The following is a 16,574-nucleotide window of genomic DNA, read 5'->3' as shown; positions in this document are numbered from 1 at the left end:
CGCGTGGGACGTGAATGGCTCAAGGCAGGCGCTCGCAACCAGCGGTATCGACATGGGTAAGCAGGTCGGCCACACGCCCTTGACCCGGCAACACAAGGTCCGGCGCCAGGTCATGGAGCGGCAGCAGCACAAAGGCTCGATCGGCTATGCGGGGGTGCGGTAACGTGAGTCGCTCATCGGATATCGCCACACCATCCAGATACAGCACGTCCAGGTCGAGCGTGCGCGGCCCCCAGCGCTCACCGTCACGCACGCGCCCGGCAGCACGCTCGATGTCCAGCAAGGCGTCGAGCAAATCATGCGGCGACAACGCTGTATCGATGTGCGCCACCGCGTTGATGAAGTCCGGCTGATCCAGTACGCCCCACGGCGGCGTTACGTAGAAGGAGGAACGCCCGAGCAGCCGGGTTTGCGGCAGGCGGGCCAGCGCGTCCAACGCACTCAGCACCTGGCCACGCGCATCGCCGAGATTACTGCCCAGCGCAACGAATCCTTTGGTCACGCCTGATCCGATTTCCCACCCGACTTCGAGGTCGGTTTGCGCCTGCGCCGCTTGCGCGGCTTGGGCGCAGGGGTGTTGCTCTCAATCGCTCCACCCGAGGCACCACCCGACGCCAAAGCCGCCGCCAGCGTTTCGGGCGGCAACTGCTGGGCGTGATCCCACCATTCACCCAACTGCCGGACCGCCGGCGATTCGGCCGCGCGCAACAGCAGGAAATCGAACGCAGCGCGGAAGCGAGGATGAGTCATCAGGCGGAACACACGTTTGCGCTGCACTTGCTCGAAGCGCGGCTGCATGCCCCAGATTTCTTCCATGGTGAGCGTAAAACGGCGTGGAATGGCCACGCGCTGGCACTGCTCAGCGATGACGTGCGTCGCGGCACGCTCCCACGCGGCCACTGGCTCCATATCCTTGGTCATCCAGGTGTGGGCCAAATCGCGCACTTCGCCCCACAGCAGCACGGCGAACAGGAAGGCCGGCGTCACCGACTTGCCTTCGGCCACGCGGGCATCAGTGTTGGCCAGCCCCTGTTCGACCAGTGCGCGCAGCGCCTCGTCACCGCGCTTGAGCGCGCGCGCCGTGGCTGGGAACATGAACTTCAGCAGGCCCGTCTGTTCGAGCATGCGGAAGCTCTTGAGGCCGTGGCCGGAAAGGAACATCTTCAGCGATTCGTCAAACAGCCGCGCCGGCGCGGCATCGGCCAGCAGCGGGCCCAACTCGGCGAACGGCGCGGCCGCCGCAGTATCGATGCGGAAATCGAGCTTGGCGGCGAGACGAACGGCGCGCAGCATGCGCACCGGGTCTTCGCGGTAACGGGTGGCCGGATCGCCGATCAGATGCAACACGCGGTCTTGCACGTCCTGCATGCCGCCCACGTAATCGCGCACCGAGAAGTCGCTGATGTCGTAGTAAAGCGCGTTGACGCGGAAGTCGCGACGCAACGCGTCTTCTTCAATCGTGCCCCACACGTTATCGCGCACGATGCGGCCGTCTACGATATGGCGGTCACCCTCGCCCTCTTCCTCGCCGGTGCCGCGGAACGTCGCCACCTCGATAATCTCCGGCCCATACACCACATGGGCCAGACGGAAGCGGCGTCCGATCAGGCGACAGTTGCGGAAGAGTTTCTTGACCTCGTCCGGCGTGGCGCTGGTGGCCACGTCGAAATCCTTGGGATGCCCGCCCAACAGGAGATCGCGCACGGCGCCCCCCACGAGATAGGCCTGATAGCCTGCCTCATTAAGGCGGTAGAGCACGCGCAGTGCTGCCTTGCTGATGTTCTTGCGCGAAATCACGTGCTGCTCGCGCGGAATGATGCGCAATGCAGGCGTGGCGTTGGTCCTTGCGTCGTGATTCAAGCGGTTTGGATCCTTGCTTGCAGGCGCAGTGCGCCATTCAAAGCGATCATTCGCGGCATCGTTCCGCCGCATCCACATGCATATCCATCTGCCCCAGAGAGCCGACGGTCGTTCCACCCTATCAATTCCGGCCCCTCCGGGGCATTGCTGGGCGAGACAATTCCGCTATACTAGCGCGCTCCGGTGCATTTCGCTCCCTTCGTCTAGTGGCCTAGGACACCGCCCTCTCAAGGCGGGAACACGAGTTCGAACCTCGTAGGGAGCGCCACTTCCGGCCTGGCACGGGCCGCGTCCTTCCACCAACAGGCGCGCGACAGCATGACTTTTGTCGTTACCGACAACTGCATCAAGTGCAAATACACCGATTGCGTCGAAGTTTGTCCCGTCGACGCCTTCCACGAAGGTCCCAACTTCCTTGTCATCGATCCGGACGAGTGCATCGACTGTACTCTCTGCGAGCCCGAGTGCCCGATCAATGCGATCTATCCCGAGGACGACGTCCCCGCGGGCCAGGAATCGTTTGTGGTGCTGAACGCGGAACTGGCCAAGGGCTGGCCCGTGATCACCGAGCGCAAGGATGCCCTGGCCGACGCCAAGGAATGGGAAAACAAGCCCGATAAGCTGGGCCTGCTCGAGCGCTAAGGCGTCACCAGGCTCGCGACGCGTAACCAGGCTTTACGCCGGTCTCGCGCAAAAAAAACGCCGCCCTGGGGCGGCGTTTTTCGTGGCCGGAAGGCAGCGGATCAACCGCCGCCCATACGGCCCTTGAGGGTATCGATCACCTTCGCCACCGCGGAGGCATCGCCCTGTGCACGCACTTCGCTGGCCTTCTCGCCGCTGGTGCCAATGGTCAGGGTCACCTGGTGCGGCGTGGCGCCCGGGGCGTCCGCGCTCTGCTTGGACTTGCCGTTGAACATGCTGCTGAAGAAACCCTTCTTCTGCGCCGGCTCGTCGGATGCCACCACGCTCAGCGTGTAGGTGTGGGCGGCGTCGTCATGCGCGACCACCTGGCCGATGTCACCGTTCTCCAGGGACTGACCCACGCGGCGATAGGTGTTGTCGACGTTGTCGTTCAGCACGAAGCCGTCAGCAATCTGGGCACTGCTCTTGCCAACACGGGCCGTGGCACCGTTAGCCGTCGGGTTGTTGGCACCCGTCTCAGGAATGACCAGCGCTGCGCTGGTGGACGGGGTGTCCATGCCCGGCGGAATTTCGAGAGGCGTTTCCTGTTTGGCGGTTTCCCAGGCCTTCTGCGAACGGAACATGCCGCAGCCGGAGAGCAGCAAGGCAGACAGGGCCAGTACCGGCAGGGCCACGACAAGCGGGGATTTCTTCATGTAAGCAGATTCCGTAGAAGTGTCAGTTGCCCGAAAAATCAGGCCGCATTCGCCAAGGATGCCAGAGCCGCCAGCGCTTCGCGAAGTCGCGCACGGTCCGGGCCGTCCTCCAATTCAACCAACGGCAGGCGCGGAGCCGCCGATCCCAGCCCCAGCGGGGGCAACCCTGCCTTAACCGCGATCGGGTTCGGCGCGCAGTTGAGCGCCGATACCAGTGAAGCCAGCACGGCGTCGCAACGCTGTGCCTCACCCCGATCACCGGCCGTTGCCGCATCACACAGCATGCGGAACGCACGAGGCACCAGATTGGCTACCACCGAGATCGTTCCAGCCCCTCCGGCGAGCATGGCCTTGCAGGCCGTGCCGTCATCGCCGGACAGATAGACGAAATCCGGCCGCGCAAGTTCCGCAAGTGCGCTGATGCGCTCATCCGAACCCTGGGCCTCCTTGATGCCCACGATGCTCGGATGATCACGCAGCGCGGCCACCGTCGCCGGCAGCAAGTCGCAGGCCGTGCGCGTAGGAACGTTATAGAGCAACACCGGCAGGCCGCCGTGATCGGCCACCTCGAGGAAGTGGCGACGCAGCCCCTCCTGCGTGGGGCGCACGTAATACGGGGCCACCACCAGCGCCGCATGGGCGCCCAGGGCTTTCGCACGGCGGGTCAACGCCACGGTCTTGGCGGTGCCGGCCTCGCCGGTGCCTGCGATCACGGGAATACGTCCAGCCACCCGCTCTACCGCAAAGGCGAGCAGGCGGTCGTACTCGTCATGCTCGAGCATGTGGGCCTCGCCGGTGGACCCGGCCACCACTACGCCCTCGGTTCCGCCGGCCATCTGGTAGTCCAGCAGCTTTCCGAAAGCCACCAGATCAAGCCCGCCGTCCGCCGTGAACGGCGTTATCAGCGCGCAGATGCTTCCGCGAATATCCAAGACCGGCTCCGGCTCAAACTCAAACCCCGCATGTTACTGGAAAAGCCTCTTACGCCAATACAAGACGGCCGGGGATGTGCCGGGACGTAAGATCATGCCTGTCTGCGGCGATCGTTCATCTTGTGGAGGACGCCGAAAACCTAACGGTAGCCGCGATCCACCTGACCCGCCAACCGGCCGTCCCAGGGCCTTACTTGCGGGGCTCCGCAGGCGGCCAGTAAGCTCGGCGGATGTGCTTTCTCACCCGCTTCGTGCGGGGCCGCCACAGGTGGACTCCTTGAATCGTTCTTCCGCGCGCACCAGCAGCGACAACCAGCTGCTGATCCAGACGCTGACCCCTTCTCCGCGCGCGCCGTTGCTGACGCTGGCCAAACGCATCGCCGAAGCCGGCTGCAACCTGGCCGACGCCCGCGTGGCATCGATCGGCGCAGACACCTCACTGACCCTGCTCGCCACCGGGTCGTGGGACGCGGTGGCCAAGCTGGAGACCGCACTGACCAAGGTCGCCCGCGATGAGGACGTTCGGCTGTCGTTCTACCGCACTGGGCCGCGCGAGCATCACTCGCACCTGCTGCCCTATCTCATCGAAGTGATCTCGGCGGATCGGCCGGGCATCCTCGTGAAGATCATCGACTTCTTCGACCGCCGCGACATCGTCATCGAACAGCTCAGCTCACTGCGCTACCAGGCGATGCAGACCGGTGCGGATATGTTCCAGGCACAGATCACCATCGGCATTCCCGCGGCGACGCATATCGCCGCACTACGCGATGACTTCTTAGAGTTCTGCGATGGCCTGAACCTCGACGCCATCATGGATCCAGTGAAGTTCTGAGCGGCGTAAGCGAGCGCTGAGAAACCGGATTTTCCAGCCTGTCGACTGGGTTTTTGAGCATGCTCCCCACAGCGATCTCTCGCAAGGGCTTTCATTCGCCGCGGCAAGCGCTAGTCTGTTCCCCAAGGGCAGCACTGGAGAGTTATGCATGCAGCACGAGGGTCGAGTCGCACTGACCACAGGGCGCGCGCTGATCGCCCTTACACCCTCCTCCGCTGCCCCGTTCCCCTTGATTAACGACATGCAGTCGAGGCCGGTCACGGCCTCGCAGGAGAACCCATGCCCGACGTTGGCAAGAAAGTCCCCAAGCTCAAAGGCAACACCGGCGACGGCAGCGAACTGAAGCTTGACAGCCTGAAAGGTCAATGGGTGGTGGTGTACTTCTATCCGAAGGACAGCACCCCCGGTTGTACGAACGAGGCCAAGGATTTCCGCGACCTGTACCCCAAGTTCCAGAAACGCCAAGCGCAGGTGATCGGCGTCTCGCGCGATTCGGTGAAGTCCCACGCGAACTTCGCGACCAAGCAGGAGCTGCCGTTTCCGCTGGTTTCCGACCCCGACGAAACCTGGTGTAGCGCCTTCGACGTGATCCACGAAAAGGTGCTGTATGGAAAACGTCACATGGGTGTCGTACGAAGTACCTTCCTGATCGATCCCGAAGGCAGGCTGGCCCAGGAATGGCGCAACGTGAAAGTCCCAGGACACGCTCTGGCTGTGCTCGAAGCTATTCCCGCCAAGTGATCCTGCATCGCTCCTTTCGTCATGTCGCCGCCCGTCCTTGGGGATGGGCATTTGCCACGGCGCATGGCAAACCGGCCGGATGGGCCGGGTCCCCGCGGCATACCGCATGCCGCGGTTCATTTCCCTCGCACGCTCAAGAGGTTTCTTCCGTATGACCGGAAGCAAGCGCATCTACGCTCTCGACACCAATGTGTTGCTGCACGATCCGACCTCGTTGTTCCGCTTCGAAGAGCACGATGTCTTCATTCCCATGACGGTGTTGGAGGAACTGGACGAAAAGAAGAAAGGCGCCTCGGAAGTCTCACGCAACGGTCGCCAAGTCAGCCGCTTCCTCAATGAATTGATTGTGCGCGGCAACGGCCATGGCATTAGCAATGGCCTTGAGTTGTCCAACCCACAGGGCGTCAATCTCAAACGTGGCGGTGCGGTGGGCAGGCTGTATTTCCAGCAGCGCACCACCAACGGCCATGGTAAGGCGGACAATCTGATCCTGTCGGCGGTGATCGAACTGCGCGACCAGAATCCCGAACGCTCGGTCGTACTGGTCACCAAGGACATCAACCTTCGCATCAAAGCGAAGATCTACGGCATCGACGCCGAAGACTACGAGAACGACCGCGCCCTCGACGACTTCACCCTGCTCTACACAGGCTCCACCCAGCTGCCGGAAGACTTCTGGGACAGGCACCCTGAAGTGCAGTCGTGGAATGAGCGCGGCCGCACCTTCTACAAACTCGACCGCCGTGACGACGAAGACTGGTACGCCAACCAGTGCTTGTTCATGCCGGGCGACAACAGCGTGGAACTGCGCGTGCTGCACGTCGACGACGCCAAGGCCACACTGGTACTGCTTGATGACCACAGTCACGCGAATCACAGCGTATGGGGCATTGCTGCGCGCAACCGCGAGCAGAACTTTGCTTTGAACGTGCTGATGGATCCGGACGTGGATTTCGTCACCTTGCTGGGCACAGCAGGCACGGGCAAGACGTTGCTGGCGCTGGCCGCCGGCCTTGCGCAGGTGATGGATCAGCAGCGTTATCGCGAAATCATCATGACGCGCGCCACGGTCTCCGTCGGTGAAGACATCGGCTTCCTGCCCGGCACGGAGGAAGAGAAGATGACGCCTTGGATGGGCGCCCTCACCGACAACCTGGAAGTGCTCGCCAACCCGGAAGAAGGCGGCAGCTGGGGACGCCAGGCCACCAACGATCTGCTTGCCTCGCGCATCAAGATCCGTTCGCTGAACTTCATGCGCGGACGCACCTTCCTGTCGCGCTACCTGATCATCGACGAGGCGCAGAACCTCACGCCCAAGCAGATGAAAACGCTGATCACACGTGCGGGCCCCGGCACCAAGATCGTCTGCTTGGGCAACGTGGAGCAGATCGATACGCCTTACCTTACGGAAACGACCTCCGGCCTTACCTACGCGGTTGACCGCTTCAAGCACTGGGAGCACTCGGCGCACATCACACTGCGTCGCGGCGAGCGCTCGCGATTGGCGGATTTTGCGTCGGAAGCCTTGTAACAACCCGGCAGCGTTTCGGCGATCCAAGCCGGAACGCTGCCCTTCCTTTCCGCGAGCCCATCGATGTCCGAGCTGCGATAATGGCCGGAACCGGAGCCCACGGAACGCACCATGCCCCACGCCTCCCCACCTATCGCCCTCACCATCGCCGGCTCCGACTCGGGCGGCGGTGCGGGCATCCAGGCTGACCTGAAGACCTTCCACGCACGCGGCGTGCATGGGCTGTCCGTCATTGCCGCCATCACCTCGCAGAACACGCGTGGCGTGACGGCGGTGCACACCGTGCCCACGAAACACATCCGCAGCCAGCTCGACGCGGTCTTCGACGACTTCCCGATCGGTGCGGTGAAGACCGGCATGCTGGGCAGCGCTGTGGTGACCAAGCTAGTCGCGAAGGAGATGCGTGCGCGTAAGCCAGCGTGGTTGGTGGTCGACCCCGTGATGATCTCCACCAGCGGCTCGCGACTGCTCGATGAAGACGCCGTGCAGGCCATGGTGGACGAGCTGATTCCACTGGCGGACATCCTCACGCCGAACCTGCCGGAAGCTGAGGCGCTACTGGGGCGCAAGCTGCGCAAGGCCCAGGATTTCGACAGCGCCGGCGAGGCTCTGCTCGCCCTCGGCGCGCGCGCTGTGCTGCTCAAGGGCGGCCATTCGGATGAACGCGAGGTCGTGGATCGCTTCTACGACGAACGCGGTGTCATGGAGCTACGCCATCGCCGCCTGCCCATTGAGGGGCATGGCACGGGCTGCACGCTGGCCTCCGCCATCGCGGCGGAACTGGCCAAGGGGCAGGCGCCGCGCTCGGCCGTGCGCCGGGCCGTTGCCTATGTGCAGCGTGCGCTTGAACGCAGTTACCGCCCAGGCGGCGGGCCAGTCCATGTGCTCGGCCATTGATGTGGCAAATCCGCACGCAGGCTGAACCGTCGCCCGAGCGCCCACGGGCTCAGGGGGTAGAATGGTGGTTTAGGCTCCCGGCTTCATTTTGTCCATGATCCTCGCTCCGCGTCTCGTGCTGCTGGTCATTTTTGCGCTGTTCGTGCTGTGCGTGCTGCTGGTGCACCTGCGCGGACGGTTCAAGCTGCGCTTCGATCGCCAGCTGGTGGATCATTCGGCCGTGTTCGCGCCGTACAACCTGCTGATGTACGCCTTCTCCGCGGTACCCGCCCGCCCCATCCTCGACCGCCGCGGCTTTCCCCAGTTGGATCTGCTGCAAGCCAACTGGCAGGCCATTCGTGAGGAAGCGCTGCACCTGTTCGATGAGGGTTACATCCGCGCTGCAGAGAAGAACAACGACGCGAGCTTCAACAGCTTCTTCAAGCAGGGCTGGAAGCGCTTTTACCTGAAGTGGTACGGCGAGCCGTTGGCCTCTGCCGAAACGCTGTGCCCGAAGACAGTAGCTCTGCTCAATTCGATTCCCAGCGTGAAAGCCGCGATGTTCGCGCTGCTGCCCCCGGGCAGCAAACTCAATCCGCATCGCGATCCGTTCGCCGGCTCGCTGCGCTACCACCTGGGCCTGATCACGCCGAACTCAGAGGAGTGCCGCATCTTTGTCGACGGCGAGATCCACAGTTGGGGTGATGGCAAGGACGTGGTGTTCGACGAAACCTATGTGCACTGGGCGGAAAACCGCACCGACCAGACCCGCGTCATCCTGTTCGCTGATGTGGAGCGCCCACTGCGCACGCGTTTCATGAACTCGATCAACAAGCGGGTCGGCGCCTTCATGGGCAAAATCACTGCCTCGCCCAATACCGAATCCCCGGAAGAGAAGACCGGCTTCGTCAACCGTGTGTTCGCCATGAACCAGCGCAGCCGCGACCGCAATCGAGCCTTCAAGAAGAAGTTCCCCAAGCTGTTCCGCGCGGCGAAGTACGTCGGCATGCTGGTGCTGATCTGGATCATCTTCCTTGCGCCCTGGCCGTTCTTCCGTTGAGCTGTCACGAACGGTGACGTTCGCGCGTCCATGACGTGTCAGCCGTAGGAGAACACCATGGACCGCGCCACCACCATCTTTCAGCAACACCGTCCTCGCCTGCTTGGCCTGGCTTATCGCATGCTCGGCACCCAGGCCGATGCCGAGGACGTACTGCATGACGCCTGGCTGCGCTGGCATCAGCAGGACACCAACGCACTCGACGACGCCGAGGCGTGGCTGGTCACCGTCACCACGCGCCTGTCGCTGGATCGCCTGCGCCGCGCCAAGACAGAACGCCAGCACTACACCGGCCCCTGGCTCCCGGAGCCGCTGGTGGGGGAAACGGAGCAGCCCGAGGCCGAGTTGGAGCGTGTCGAAAGCCTTAGCCTTTCTTTCCTCGCCCTGCTGGAGCGCCTGAGCCCCGAAGAGCGTGCCGCCTTCCTGCTGGTCCAGGTATTCGATTACACCCATGCGGAAACCGCTGCCATGCTGCAGATCGCCGAGGATGCGTGCCGCCAGCGCGTACACCGCGCACGGCAACGCCTGCGCGAGGGTCGTCCTCGTTTCACGCACTCTCCGGATGCCCAGCGCCGCCTGCTGGAAAAATTTCGCGATGCGCTGGAAAGCGCCAGCGTCGAATCGCTGCAGGCGTTGTTCGCGGAAGATGCTGTCCATCTTGCCGACGGCGGCGGCCTAGTCAGGGCTACGTTGCGACCGCTGCACGGCGGCGAACGCGTCGTACGGCTTTACAGCATCATCGCCCAGCGCTACCGCCACCTGCCCATCGTGCACCGCCTGCAGTGGCTCAATGGCGCGCCAGCGCTGCTCACTTGGGTGGATGCGAAGCTCGCGACCGTCGCGTGGATCGAAACCGACGGCGAGCGCATCACCAGCATCCACTCATTGCGCAACCCGGAAAAACTCGCGCGACTGGAAGCTGTCACGAATCCAGAGATTGGTGCGTCCTTGTCTTGAACGGCCACTCTGGCCGCCTGCCAAGGAACCCATCATGTCCAAGCGTCTCTCTTTCATGAAGTATCCCCAGGCCATGAAGCCGCTGTTCGACTTCAGCCAGGCCTCGCACCAGTGTGGTCTGGAGCGCCCGCTCGTGGACCTCGTGCTGATGCGCGTCTCGCAGATCAACGGTTGCGCGTTCTGCATGGACATGCACAGCAAGGACGCACGTGCCGCTGGCGAAACCGAGCAGCGTCTGTACCTGCTGTCAGGCTGGCGTGAAACCTCGATCTACAGTGAGCGCGAATGCGCCGCGCTGGGCTGGGCGGAAGCCGTCACGCGATTGGTCGAGCACGGCGTATCCGATGAGGTCTACGACCGTACCCGCGCTGCCTTCAGCGAGGAAGAACTGGTCAACCTCACTCTGATCATCGGCATGATCAACACTTGGAACCGCGTCAATGTGGCGTTCCGGACGCCTGCGGGCAACTACAAGCCCGCCGCAAAGCAGGCCGCCTGATACCACGATCAGGTGGGTGCGGATGCCGAGCCCTCGGCATCCGGGGCGGCCCGCAGAGGTCGCCCTTCCCTTTCCAGCGCGTGCAGGTCGACGTGTCGAACGGAGACCGGCCGGTAATCCTCATCGAACGCCACGTCTCCCGGCATCCATCCCGCCCTGCAGCGGATGGCCGCCCACCAGCGACGCAGTGTGGTCAGTTGCTGCATGACGATGCCATACCGGTTATCCGCATCCACCGTCGGATCGCACACGCCGGTCAGCCGCTGCGCTTGCCCGTATAGCGCCGTGCCGAACAAGATGTCCCACAGCGGAAAAATAAAGGCGTAATTGCACGCATGCAGCGTAGGCTGATCCGGGTCCACGCGCATGTGGTGCAAGCGGTGATAGCGCGGATCCACCAGCACGCGCCCCAGCACCGGTCCAAAATGCAGGCGAATGTTGGCGTGTCCGAGGTTCTGCAGCAGCTCACCCAGCAACACCAGCAACGCGTACTCGGTGGGCGCCACGCCGATTACCACACCCACCGCCGCGACGATGAGCGCTTCCAGCAGATCGTCCAGGTAGTGATCGCGATCATTCGACCAGCAACTGAGCTGGCGTTGGCTGTGATGCAGGCTGTGCAATGCCCACCACCACGGAATGCTGTGCTGCAGTCGGTGCACCACGTAAAGCACGAAGTCGTAGATAGCGTAATAAACCAGGAACAACACCAGCGGATGCACCGACAGCCAGGGCACGTCCGTCTGGATGCTCACCAAGCCCGCGCCATCACCCTCGCTGTCACCGCCCATCCATTGGTTGAGGGGAAACAACACCAGATAGGTGAACAACGGAAGCACGACGAACAGCTTGATCAGCGTGTAGCGGCCATCGATGGCGGTGGTACGCCGCTGCTCCCAGCGCTCGGCGGGCCATACGTTTTCCAGCGGGCGCAACACCAGCGCGATGAGCGCCACCTGCGCGATGGTGAGCAGGAAGTAGCGGGCGATATCGGACGCCTGACTGTCCAGCCACGACAGATGCAGCGATAGCAGCGCCGGATGGATGACGTGCGCGGTCGTCCAGGCAAGCGTCGCCGTCCACGGGTAGTCCAATGCGCTCATCGCACCGGGTTTCCAGCACGGGGACTCGATTCTACGTCCGCATCTGCAGCACGATCTTGCCGCACGAAACTGCGTTCAGATGCACCCTGCTAGCGACACACGCGCACAAAAAAAGCCCCTCTCAAAGAGAGGGGCTTTTGAGCTCAGCTCAGACTCAGGCTTTGACGCGCTTGACGATGGCGTCGCCGAAGCTGGACGTGGTGCCCTTGCCGCCGATGTCCGGCGTGACGCTGTCGCGGTCGTTGACCATGGTGTCGCGGATGGCGTTGCGCACCTTGTCGCCCTTCTCCACCATGCCGAGATGGTCGAGCATGTCGGCGGCGGCGAGCAGCAGCGCGCACGGGTTGGCAACGCCCTTGCCGGCAATGTCCGGAGCCGAACCATGCACGGCTTCAAAGATGGCCGCCTCGGTACCGATGTTGTCGCCCGGGGCGAGGCCAAGGCCGCCCACCAAGCCTGCGCACAGATCCGACAGGATGTCGCCGAACAGATTGGTGGTGACGATGACGTCGAACTGCTCCGGCTTCATCACCAACTGCATGCAGGCGTTGTCAACGATCATCTCGTTGAACTCGATCTGCGGGTATTCCTTGGCAATTTCGCGCGCCACGTTGAGGAACAGGCCCGACGCGGTCTTGATGATGTTGGCCTTGTGCACGGCCGTGACCTTCTTGCGGCCCTTCTTCACGGCCAGTTCGAAGGCATAGCGCACGATGCGGCTGGAGCCCTTGCGCGTGTTGCGGATCATCGAGATGGCGGTTTCGCCGTCTTCCGACAGGGTCTGGCCTTCGGACAGGTACGCACCCTCGGTGTTCTCGCGCACCGTGATGATATCGACGTTGTCGAAGCGCGCCTTGGTACCCGGAAAGCTGATCGCCGGACGCACGTTGGCGTACAGATCAAAGTGGCGACGCAGCGTGACATTGATGGAGGTGAAGCCACCGCCCACCGGAGTGGTCAGCGGGCCCTTCAGCGCCACCTTGTGCTTGGCGATGGCGTCGAGCGTCGGCTGGGGCAGCAGGTCACCGCTCTTTTCCAACGCAACCATGCCGGCATCGACGAACTCGTAGGACAGGCCGCAGTCCAGCGCATCGAGCACACGCAGCGTGGCGTTCATGATCTCGGGGCCGATACCGTCGCCCGGAATCACGGCAATGGTCTTGCTCATGGGGACACTCCTTGGGATATGAATCGAGCAACCCTGTGGTGGGGGACGACAGGGTTATAAATCCCGCCAATTATCCCCGATGCGGCGCGACGCGACCAGACCGGAAAGCCATGCCGCCGATGCAAATCCTCGCATGCTGCATTGAATAAACTCGCACGCGTCAACGGGGCGGCAAGGAGTGAGCCGCCCCGCGGCTGATCAGGCGTGGCTGGCGCAGTCGGCCGCCTCAGCGCCTTCGCCCGACTCCAACTGGTCAAGGAAGTCCACCGCACGCCGCAGGTGCGGGATGACGATGGAGCCGCCCACCACCAGGCCGACGCTAAAGGTTTCGAAGAATTCTTCGCGGGTGACGCCCGCCTCCTTGCACTGGGCCACGTGGTAGCTGATGCAGTCGTCGCAGCGCAACACCATGGAAGCGACCAGACCCAGCAGTTCCTTGGTCTTCACGTCCAGCGCGCCAGGCTTGTAGGTCTGTGTATCCAGCGCGAAGAAGCGACGGACGACTTGGTTGTCCTCCGAAAGAATGCGCTCGTTCATGCGCTGCCGGAACGCCGTGAATTCGGCGACGCGATCCTTGGCGGCCTGGTCCTTAGGAGCGCTCATGCATGGGTCTCCAGCAGTTCGGCAAGCTTGCCGCTGCGATCGGCGGCGACGAGGTCGTCAAAACCACCCACGTGGTGGTCGTTGATAAAAATCTGCGGCACGGTGCGGCGCCCGCCGCTGCGCGCCAGCATCACGTCGCGCTGAGACGGATCGGTGTCGATGCGCACCTCGCTCCACTCCAGCCCCTTGGACTTGAGCAGGTTCTTGGCAGACACGCAGTACGGACACACCGCGCTGGAATAGACCTCAATCTTGGGCACGACACACTCCGAAAACCTGGTAACCCTACGGTGCCCTTAAATGGGGGCCCCGACGCTGTAAACAACTGTGAAGGCAACTGAACCGACACCTTAAGTCGATGTCAGTAATGGTATTGTCGCGCACCTAGGCGAACCGCACCAAACCCACCCGGAAACGAGCTGTTTCCCCGGTCCCAGGTGGGGGCGGATACACAAAAAGCTGAGCACATGACCGAAGCAAAGCCCGCGGGCAGGATGCCCAAGCGTCGTTTCACACCCACCCGCCTCCTGACGGCCATGGTCTGCGCCGGCCTTACCTTCGGTGCAGCCGCCCAGGACAAGGACGTGCGCCTGCCCGACCTGGGTAGCTCAGCCAATGCACTGATCTCGCCGCAAGAAGCCCAGGATTATGGCGCCGCCATGCTGCGCCAGATGCGCGCGCTGGACATGGTGGTCGACGATCCCATGCTGGACGACTACATCAACGACCTTGGCTATCGCCTGGTGTCGGGCAGCGAGAAGCCCAAGGACCACTTCGCCTTCTTCATTGTCAGAGACAACGTGATCAATGCGTTCGCGGCGCCTGGCGGCTACATCGCGGTGAACTCCGGCCTGATCATCATCACCAACAGCGAGAGCGAACTCGCCGGCGTGATCGCCCACGAAATTGGCCACATCACGCAGAACCATCTGCAGCGCGCCTTCGAAGCCTCCAAGAAGGACACGCCGCTGATGGCGCTAGTCCTGCTGGGTGCCATCGTTGCCGGTGCAGGTGCCGGCGCTGGCGACGCTGCAGGCGCCATCCTGGCCGGCGGTCAGGGCCTGTTGTTGCAGCGGCAGATCAACTTCACCCGCAAAGACGAAATCGAAGCGGACCGCGCCGGCATACAGACCCTCGCCAATGCCGGCTACGACCCCAGCGCCATGGCCTCGTTTTTCGGTCGCATGGAAGACACGCTGCGCGTTGGTTCCGGCGGCGACATCGGCGATGTCCCGGCCTTCCTGCAAGACCATCCTGTCACCCTGGACCGCATCAGCGACGCCAAGGCACGTGCTGGCACGCTTATCGATCGGCAGAAACAGCGGCCATCCGGCTCGACCCTGGACAAGAGCCAGTGGGAAAAGAGCACGGCGCCCATTGCCTTCGTGAAGGACGCCACCTCCATCGCCAGCCGGGACAGCAAGGGTGGGCTGGATACCTACTCACTCATGCGCGAACGCGTGCGCGTACTCTCCGGAGACGCCGGGCAATTGGCCACCTACTACGCCAACAATCTCCAGCACGAGCGCGGCTTCGATACCGCGTCCAACCACTATGGCTACGCGCTGGCCCTCACGCGCAGCAACCGTGGAGCCAAGGCCATCGACGAGCTGCAACCGCTGCTCACCACACACCCGGACAACCAGGTCGTGCGTCTGGCCATGGCCGACGCCAAGCTGCAGGCCGGGCGACGCGCCGAGGCATTGGCCATCTATGCCGACCTCAACCAGCAATCCCCCCGCAACCGCGCCATCGGCATGGGCTATGCCAAGGCGCTGACGGACGGTGGCACCCAGGAAGAAGCCAGGCAGGCGGCGGTCATGGTCATGCCGATGCTGGACAACAACGACGAGCCCGAGCTCTACCGAACCTACGCACTCGCTGCCGACAAGGCGGGCGACCCGATACGTGCCGGCGAGGCCTACGCGGACGCCTCCTACCTCTCCGGACGCCCGTTCGATGCCATGGAGCAGCTCAAGCGCCTGCAGCAGCGACCTGATCTCGACTACTACTCCCGGGCCCGCATTCAGGCTCGTATCAACGATCTGACCCCGCTGGTGATGGAGCTACGCAAGCGCCGCATCCAGACCGACGACAACCCGGACGGCCGCAGCCAGCAGCTGCAGAACCAAGGAAACTGCCAGGGGCGGTTGTGCTTCAGCGCCATGAATTCCGCGCACTGATTTCATCAGATAGTGAGACGGCGAGTCCGCTGTCATGTTGCGGCAACGTGAAATGTCATCTGGGCGTAACATTACCCAGTTGCAATATTTGCGTCACAGCCCTCCCCCAGCGGACTTAACGCGTGCACAAGCGCATCCTGATTGTCGAAGACGAAGCTTCGATCCGCGACATGGTCGCCTTCGCCCTACGTAAGGCCGGCATGGACGCCATCCATGCCGCCGACGCGCGAGCGGCCCAGTTGGCCATTGCTGAGCAAGTGCCCGACCTCATCCTGCTCGACTGGATGTTGCCGGGTACCAGCGGTCTCGACCTTGCGCGCCGCCTGCGCAAGGAAGAACTCAGCCGCGAAGTTCCCATCATCATGCTCACCGCCCGCGGCGAAGAAATGGACCGCGTCAACGGATTGGAAGCCGGCGTGGACGACTACGTCGTCAAGCCGTTCTCCACCCGTGAGCTGGTCGCCCGCATCAAGGCCGTGCTTCGGCGCAGCCAGGGTGACGACGGTTCGGGCATGGTGGAGCTCGGCGGCCTGCGCATCGATGGCCCCGCCCACCGCGTGTTTGCCGGCGAAGAGCCGGTGACCATCGGTCCCACGGAATATCGCCTGCTGTATTTCTTCATGACGCACCCGGAGCGCGTGTACTCGCGCGCACAGCTGCTCGACCATGTATGGGGCGGCAGCGTGTACGTCGAAGAACGCACAGTGGACGTCCATATCCGTCGACTGCGCAAGACGCTCGAGCCGTGGAAACTGGACGACATGGTGCAGACGGTGCGCGGCGCGGGTTACCGCTTCTCCGCCAGCGTCTAAGAGCCTGCTCGGTGTTTCTGCATGGCCCGCGCCGGAAGCTGTTTGTCCACAGGCCAAGGAAGAACGAGGGAGTGTAT

18 protein-coding genes and 1 tRNA gene are annotated in these 16,574 nt (G+C 63.2%); 11 read left to right on the top strand and 8 right to left on the bottom strand.

The genetic code is table 11. From position 1 onward, the window contains the following. Positions 1–19 precede the first annotated feature (19 nt). Together folK and pcnB are read right to left on the bottom strand one after the other, a co-directional pair. On the bottom strand, positions 20–502 hold the full coding sequence (gene folK, locus DYST_RS22395; protein ID WP_239948553.1) for a 2-amino-4-hydroxy-6-hydroxymethyldihydropteridine diphosphokinase: 483 nt from the start codon (positions 500–502) through the stop codon (positions 20–22). Beyond that, positions 499–1,860: a polynucleotide adenylyltransferase PcnB gene (gene pcnB / locus DYST_RS22390; protein ID WP_239948551.1), complete on the bottom strand. Its 1,362-nt coding sequence runs from the start codon at positions 1,858–1,860 to the stop codon at positions 499–501. Before pcnB ends, folK begins: the two co-directional genes overlap by 4 nt. 192 nt (positions 1,861–2,052) lie before the next feature. Here pcnB and DYST_RS22385 point away from each other — a divergent pair. Both DYST_RS22385 and fdxA read left to right on the top strand, forming a co-directional pair. Continuing rightward, positions 2,053–2,128, top strand: a tRNA-Glu gene (locus DYST_RS22385). Positions 2,129–2,178: 50 nt separating this feature from the next. Next, positions 2,179–2,502, top strand: a complete 324-nt coding sequence (gene fdxA, locus DYST_RS22380; protein WP_102303517.1) for a ferredoxin FdxA — start codon at positions 2,179–2,181, stop codon at positions 2,500–2,502. A 101-nt stretch (positions 2,503–2,603) separates the two neighbouring features. On the opposite strand, the gene DYST_RS22375 is transcribed toward fdxA, so the two are convergent. Both DYST_RS22375 and dapA read right to left on the bottom strand, forming a co-directional pair. Then, positions 2,604–3,197, bottom strand: a complete 594-nt coding sequence (locus DYST_RS22375; RefSeq protein WP_102303516.1) for a hypothetical protein — start codon at positions 3,195–3,197, stop codon at positions 2,604–2,606. A 38-nt stretch (positions 3,198–3,235) separates the two neighbouring features. Beyond that, a complete protein-coding gene (gene dapA, locus DYST_RS22370) occupies positions 3,236–4,129 on the bottom strand; it encodes a 4-hydroxy-tetrahydrodipicolinate synthase (RefSeq protein ID WP_239948550.1) in 894 nt (297 codons plus the stop codon). Between the two features lie 232 nt (positions 4,130–4,361). Here dapA and DYST_RS22365 point away from each other — a divergent pair, with 232 nt between their 5' ends. The 7 genes from DYST_RS22365 to DYST_RS22335 all read left to right on the top strand — a co-directional run bounded on the left by DYST_RS22365 (position 4,362) and on the right by DYST_RS22335 (position 10,628). Then, positions 4,362–4,964: a glycine cleavage system protein R gene (locus DYST_RS22365; RefSeq protein ID WP_428993937.1), complete on the top strand. Its 603-nt coding sequence runs from the start codon at positions 4,362–4,364 to the stop codon at positions 4,962–4,964. Positions 4,965–5,243: 279 nt separating this feature from the next. Next, the gene (locus tag DYST_RS22360) at positions 5,244–5,705 is read left to right on the top strand and encodes a peroxiredoxin (RefSeq protein ID WP_239948548.1); all 462 of its coding nucleotides are present in this window, start codon (positions 5,244–5,246) and stop codon (positions 5,703–5,705) included. 151 nt (positions 5,706–5,856) lie between these two features. Further along, complete coding sequence (locus DYST_RS22355) at positions 5,857–7,236, top strand: PhoH family protein (RefSeq protein ID WP_239948546.1); 1,380 nt, start codon at positions 5,857–5,859, stop codon at positions 7,234–7,236. Between the two features lie 111 nt (positions 7,237–7,347). Continuing rightward, a complete protein-coding gene (thiD, locus tag DYST_RS22350) occupies positions 7,348–8,133 on the top strand; it encodes a bifunctional hydroxymethylpyrimidine kinase/phosphomethylpyrimidine kinase (RefSeq protein ID WP_239948544.1) in 786 nt (261 codons plus the stop codon). A 94-nt stretch (positions 8,134–8,227) separates the two neighbouring features. Further along, the gene (locus DYST_RS22345) at positions 8,228–9,172 is read left to right on the top strand and encodes an aspartyl/asparaginyl beta-hydroxylase domain-containing protein (RefSeq protein ID WP_102303509.1); all 945 of its coding nucleotides are present in this window, start codon (positions 8,228–8,230) and stop codon (positions 9,170–9,172) included. 57 nt (positions 9,173–9,229) lie between these two features. Continuing rightward, positions 9,230–10,129, top strand: a complete 900-nt coding sequence (gene sigJ, locus DYST_RS22340; RefSeq protein ID WP_239948543.1) for an RNA polymerase sigma factor SigJ — start codon at positions 9,230–9,232, stop codon at positions 10,127–10,129. A gap of 34 nt (positions 10,130–10,163) precedes the next feature. Further along, complete coding sequence (locus DYST_RS22335; RefSeq protein ID WP_239948541.1) at positions 10,164–10,628, top strand: carboxymuconolactone decarboxylase family protein; 465 nt, start codon at positions 10,164–10,166, stop codon at positions 10,626–10,628. An 8-nt stretch (positions 10,629–10,636) separates the two neighbouring features. Here the strand turns inward: DYST_RS22335 and DYST_RS22330 are convergent, their stop codons facing one another. From DYST_RS22330 to grxC, 4 genes are all read right to left on the bottom strand, one after another. Beyond that, positions 10,637–11,731: a sterol desaturase family protein gene (locus tag DYST_RS22330; RefSeq protein ID WP_239948539.1), complete on the bottom strand. Its 1,095-nt coding sequence runs from the start codon at positions 11,729–11,731 to the stop codon at positions 10,637–10,639. Positions 11,732–11,885: 154 nt separating this feature from the next. Further along, positions 11,886–12,899, bottom strand: coding sequence for an isocitrate dehydrogenase (locus DYST_RS22325; protein ID WP_102303505.1), 1,014 nt, complete (start codon positions 12,897–12,899; stop codon positions 11,886–11,888). A gap of 198 nt (positions 12,900–13,097) precedes the next feature. Next, a complete protein-coding gene (locus DYST_RS22320; protein WP_102303504.1) occupies positions 13,098–13,502 on the bottom strand; it encodes a carboxymuconolactone decarboxylase family protein in 405 nt (134 codons plus the stop codon). Next, positions 13,499–13,762, bottom strand: coding sequence for a glutaredoxin 3 (gene grxC / locus DYST_RS22315; RefSeq protein ID WP_102303503.1), 264 nt, complete (start codon positions 13,760–13,762; stop codon positions 13,499–13,501). Before grxC ends, DYST_RS22320 begins: the two co-directional genes overlap by 4 nt. Before the next feature lie 234 nt (positions 13,763–13,996). Between grxC and DYST_RS22310 the strand changes: the two genes are divergently transcribed. Then, positions 13,997–15,685, top strand: a complete 1,689-nt coding sequence (locus DYST_RS22310; RefSeq protein WP_239948525.1) for a M48 family metalloprotease — start codon at positions 13,997–13,999, stop codon at positions 15,683–15,685. Positions 15,686–15,807: 122 nt separating this feature from the next. Further along, entirely contained in the window at positions 15,808–16,497 is a 690-nt protein-coding gene (phoB, locus tag DYST_RS22305) for a phosphate regulon transcriptional regulator PhoB (RefSeq protein WP_019465465.1), read from the top strand. The last annotated feature ends 77 nt before the right edge of the window (positions 16,498–16,574 follow it).

The sequence above is a fragment of the Dyella terrae genome (assembly GCF_022394535.1).
In the GTDB taxonomy this organism is placed as follows: domain Bacteria; phylum Pseudomonadota; class Gammaproteobacteria; order Xanthomonadales; family Rhodanobacteraceae; genus Dyella.
The sequence above is the reverse complement of the archived record's forward strand: the minus strand, read 5'-3'. Positions and strand labels throughout refer to the sequence as shown.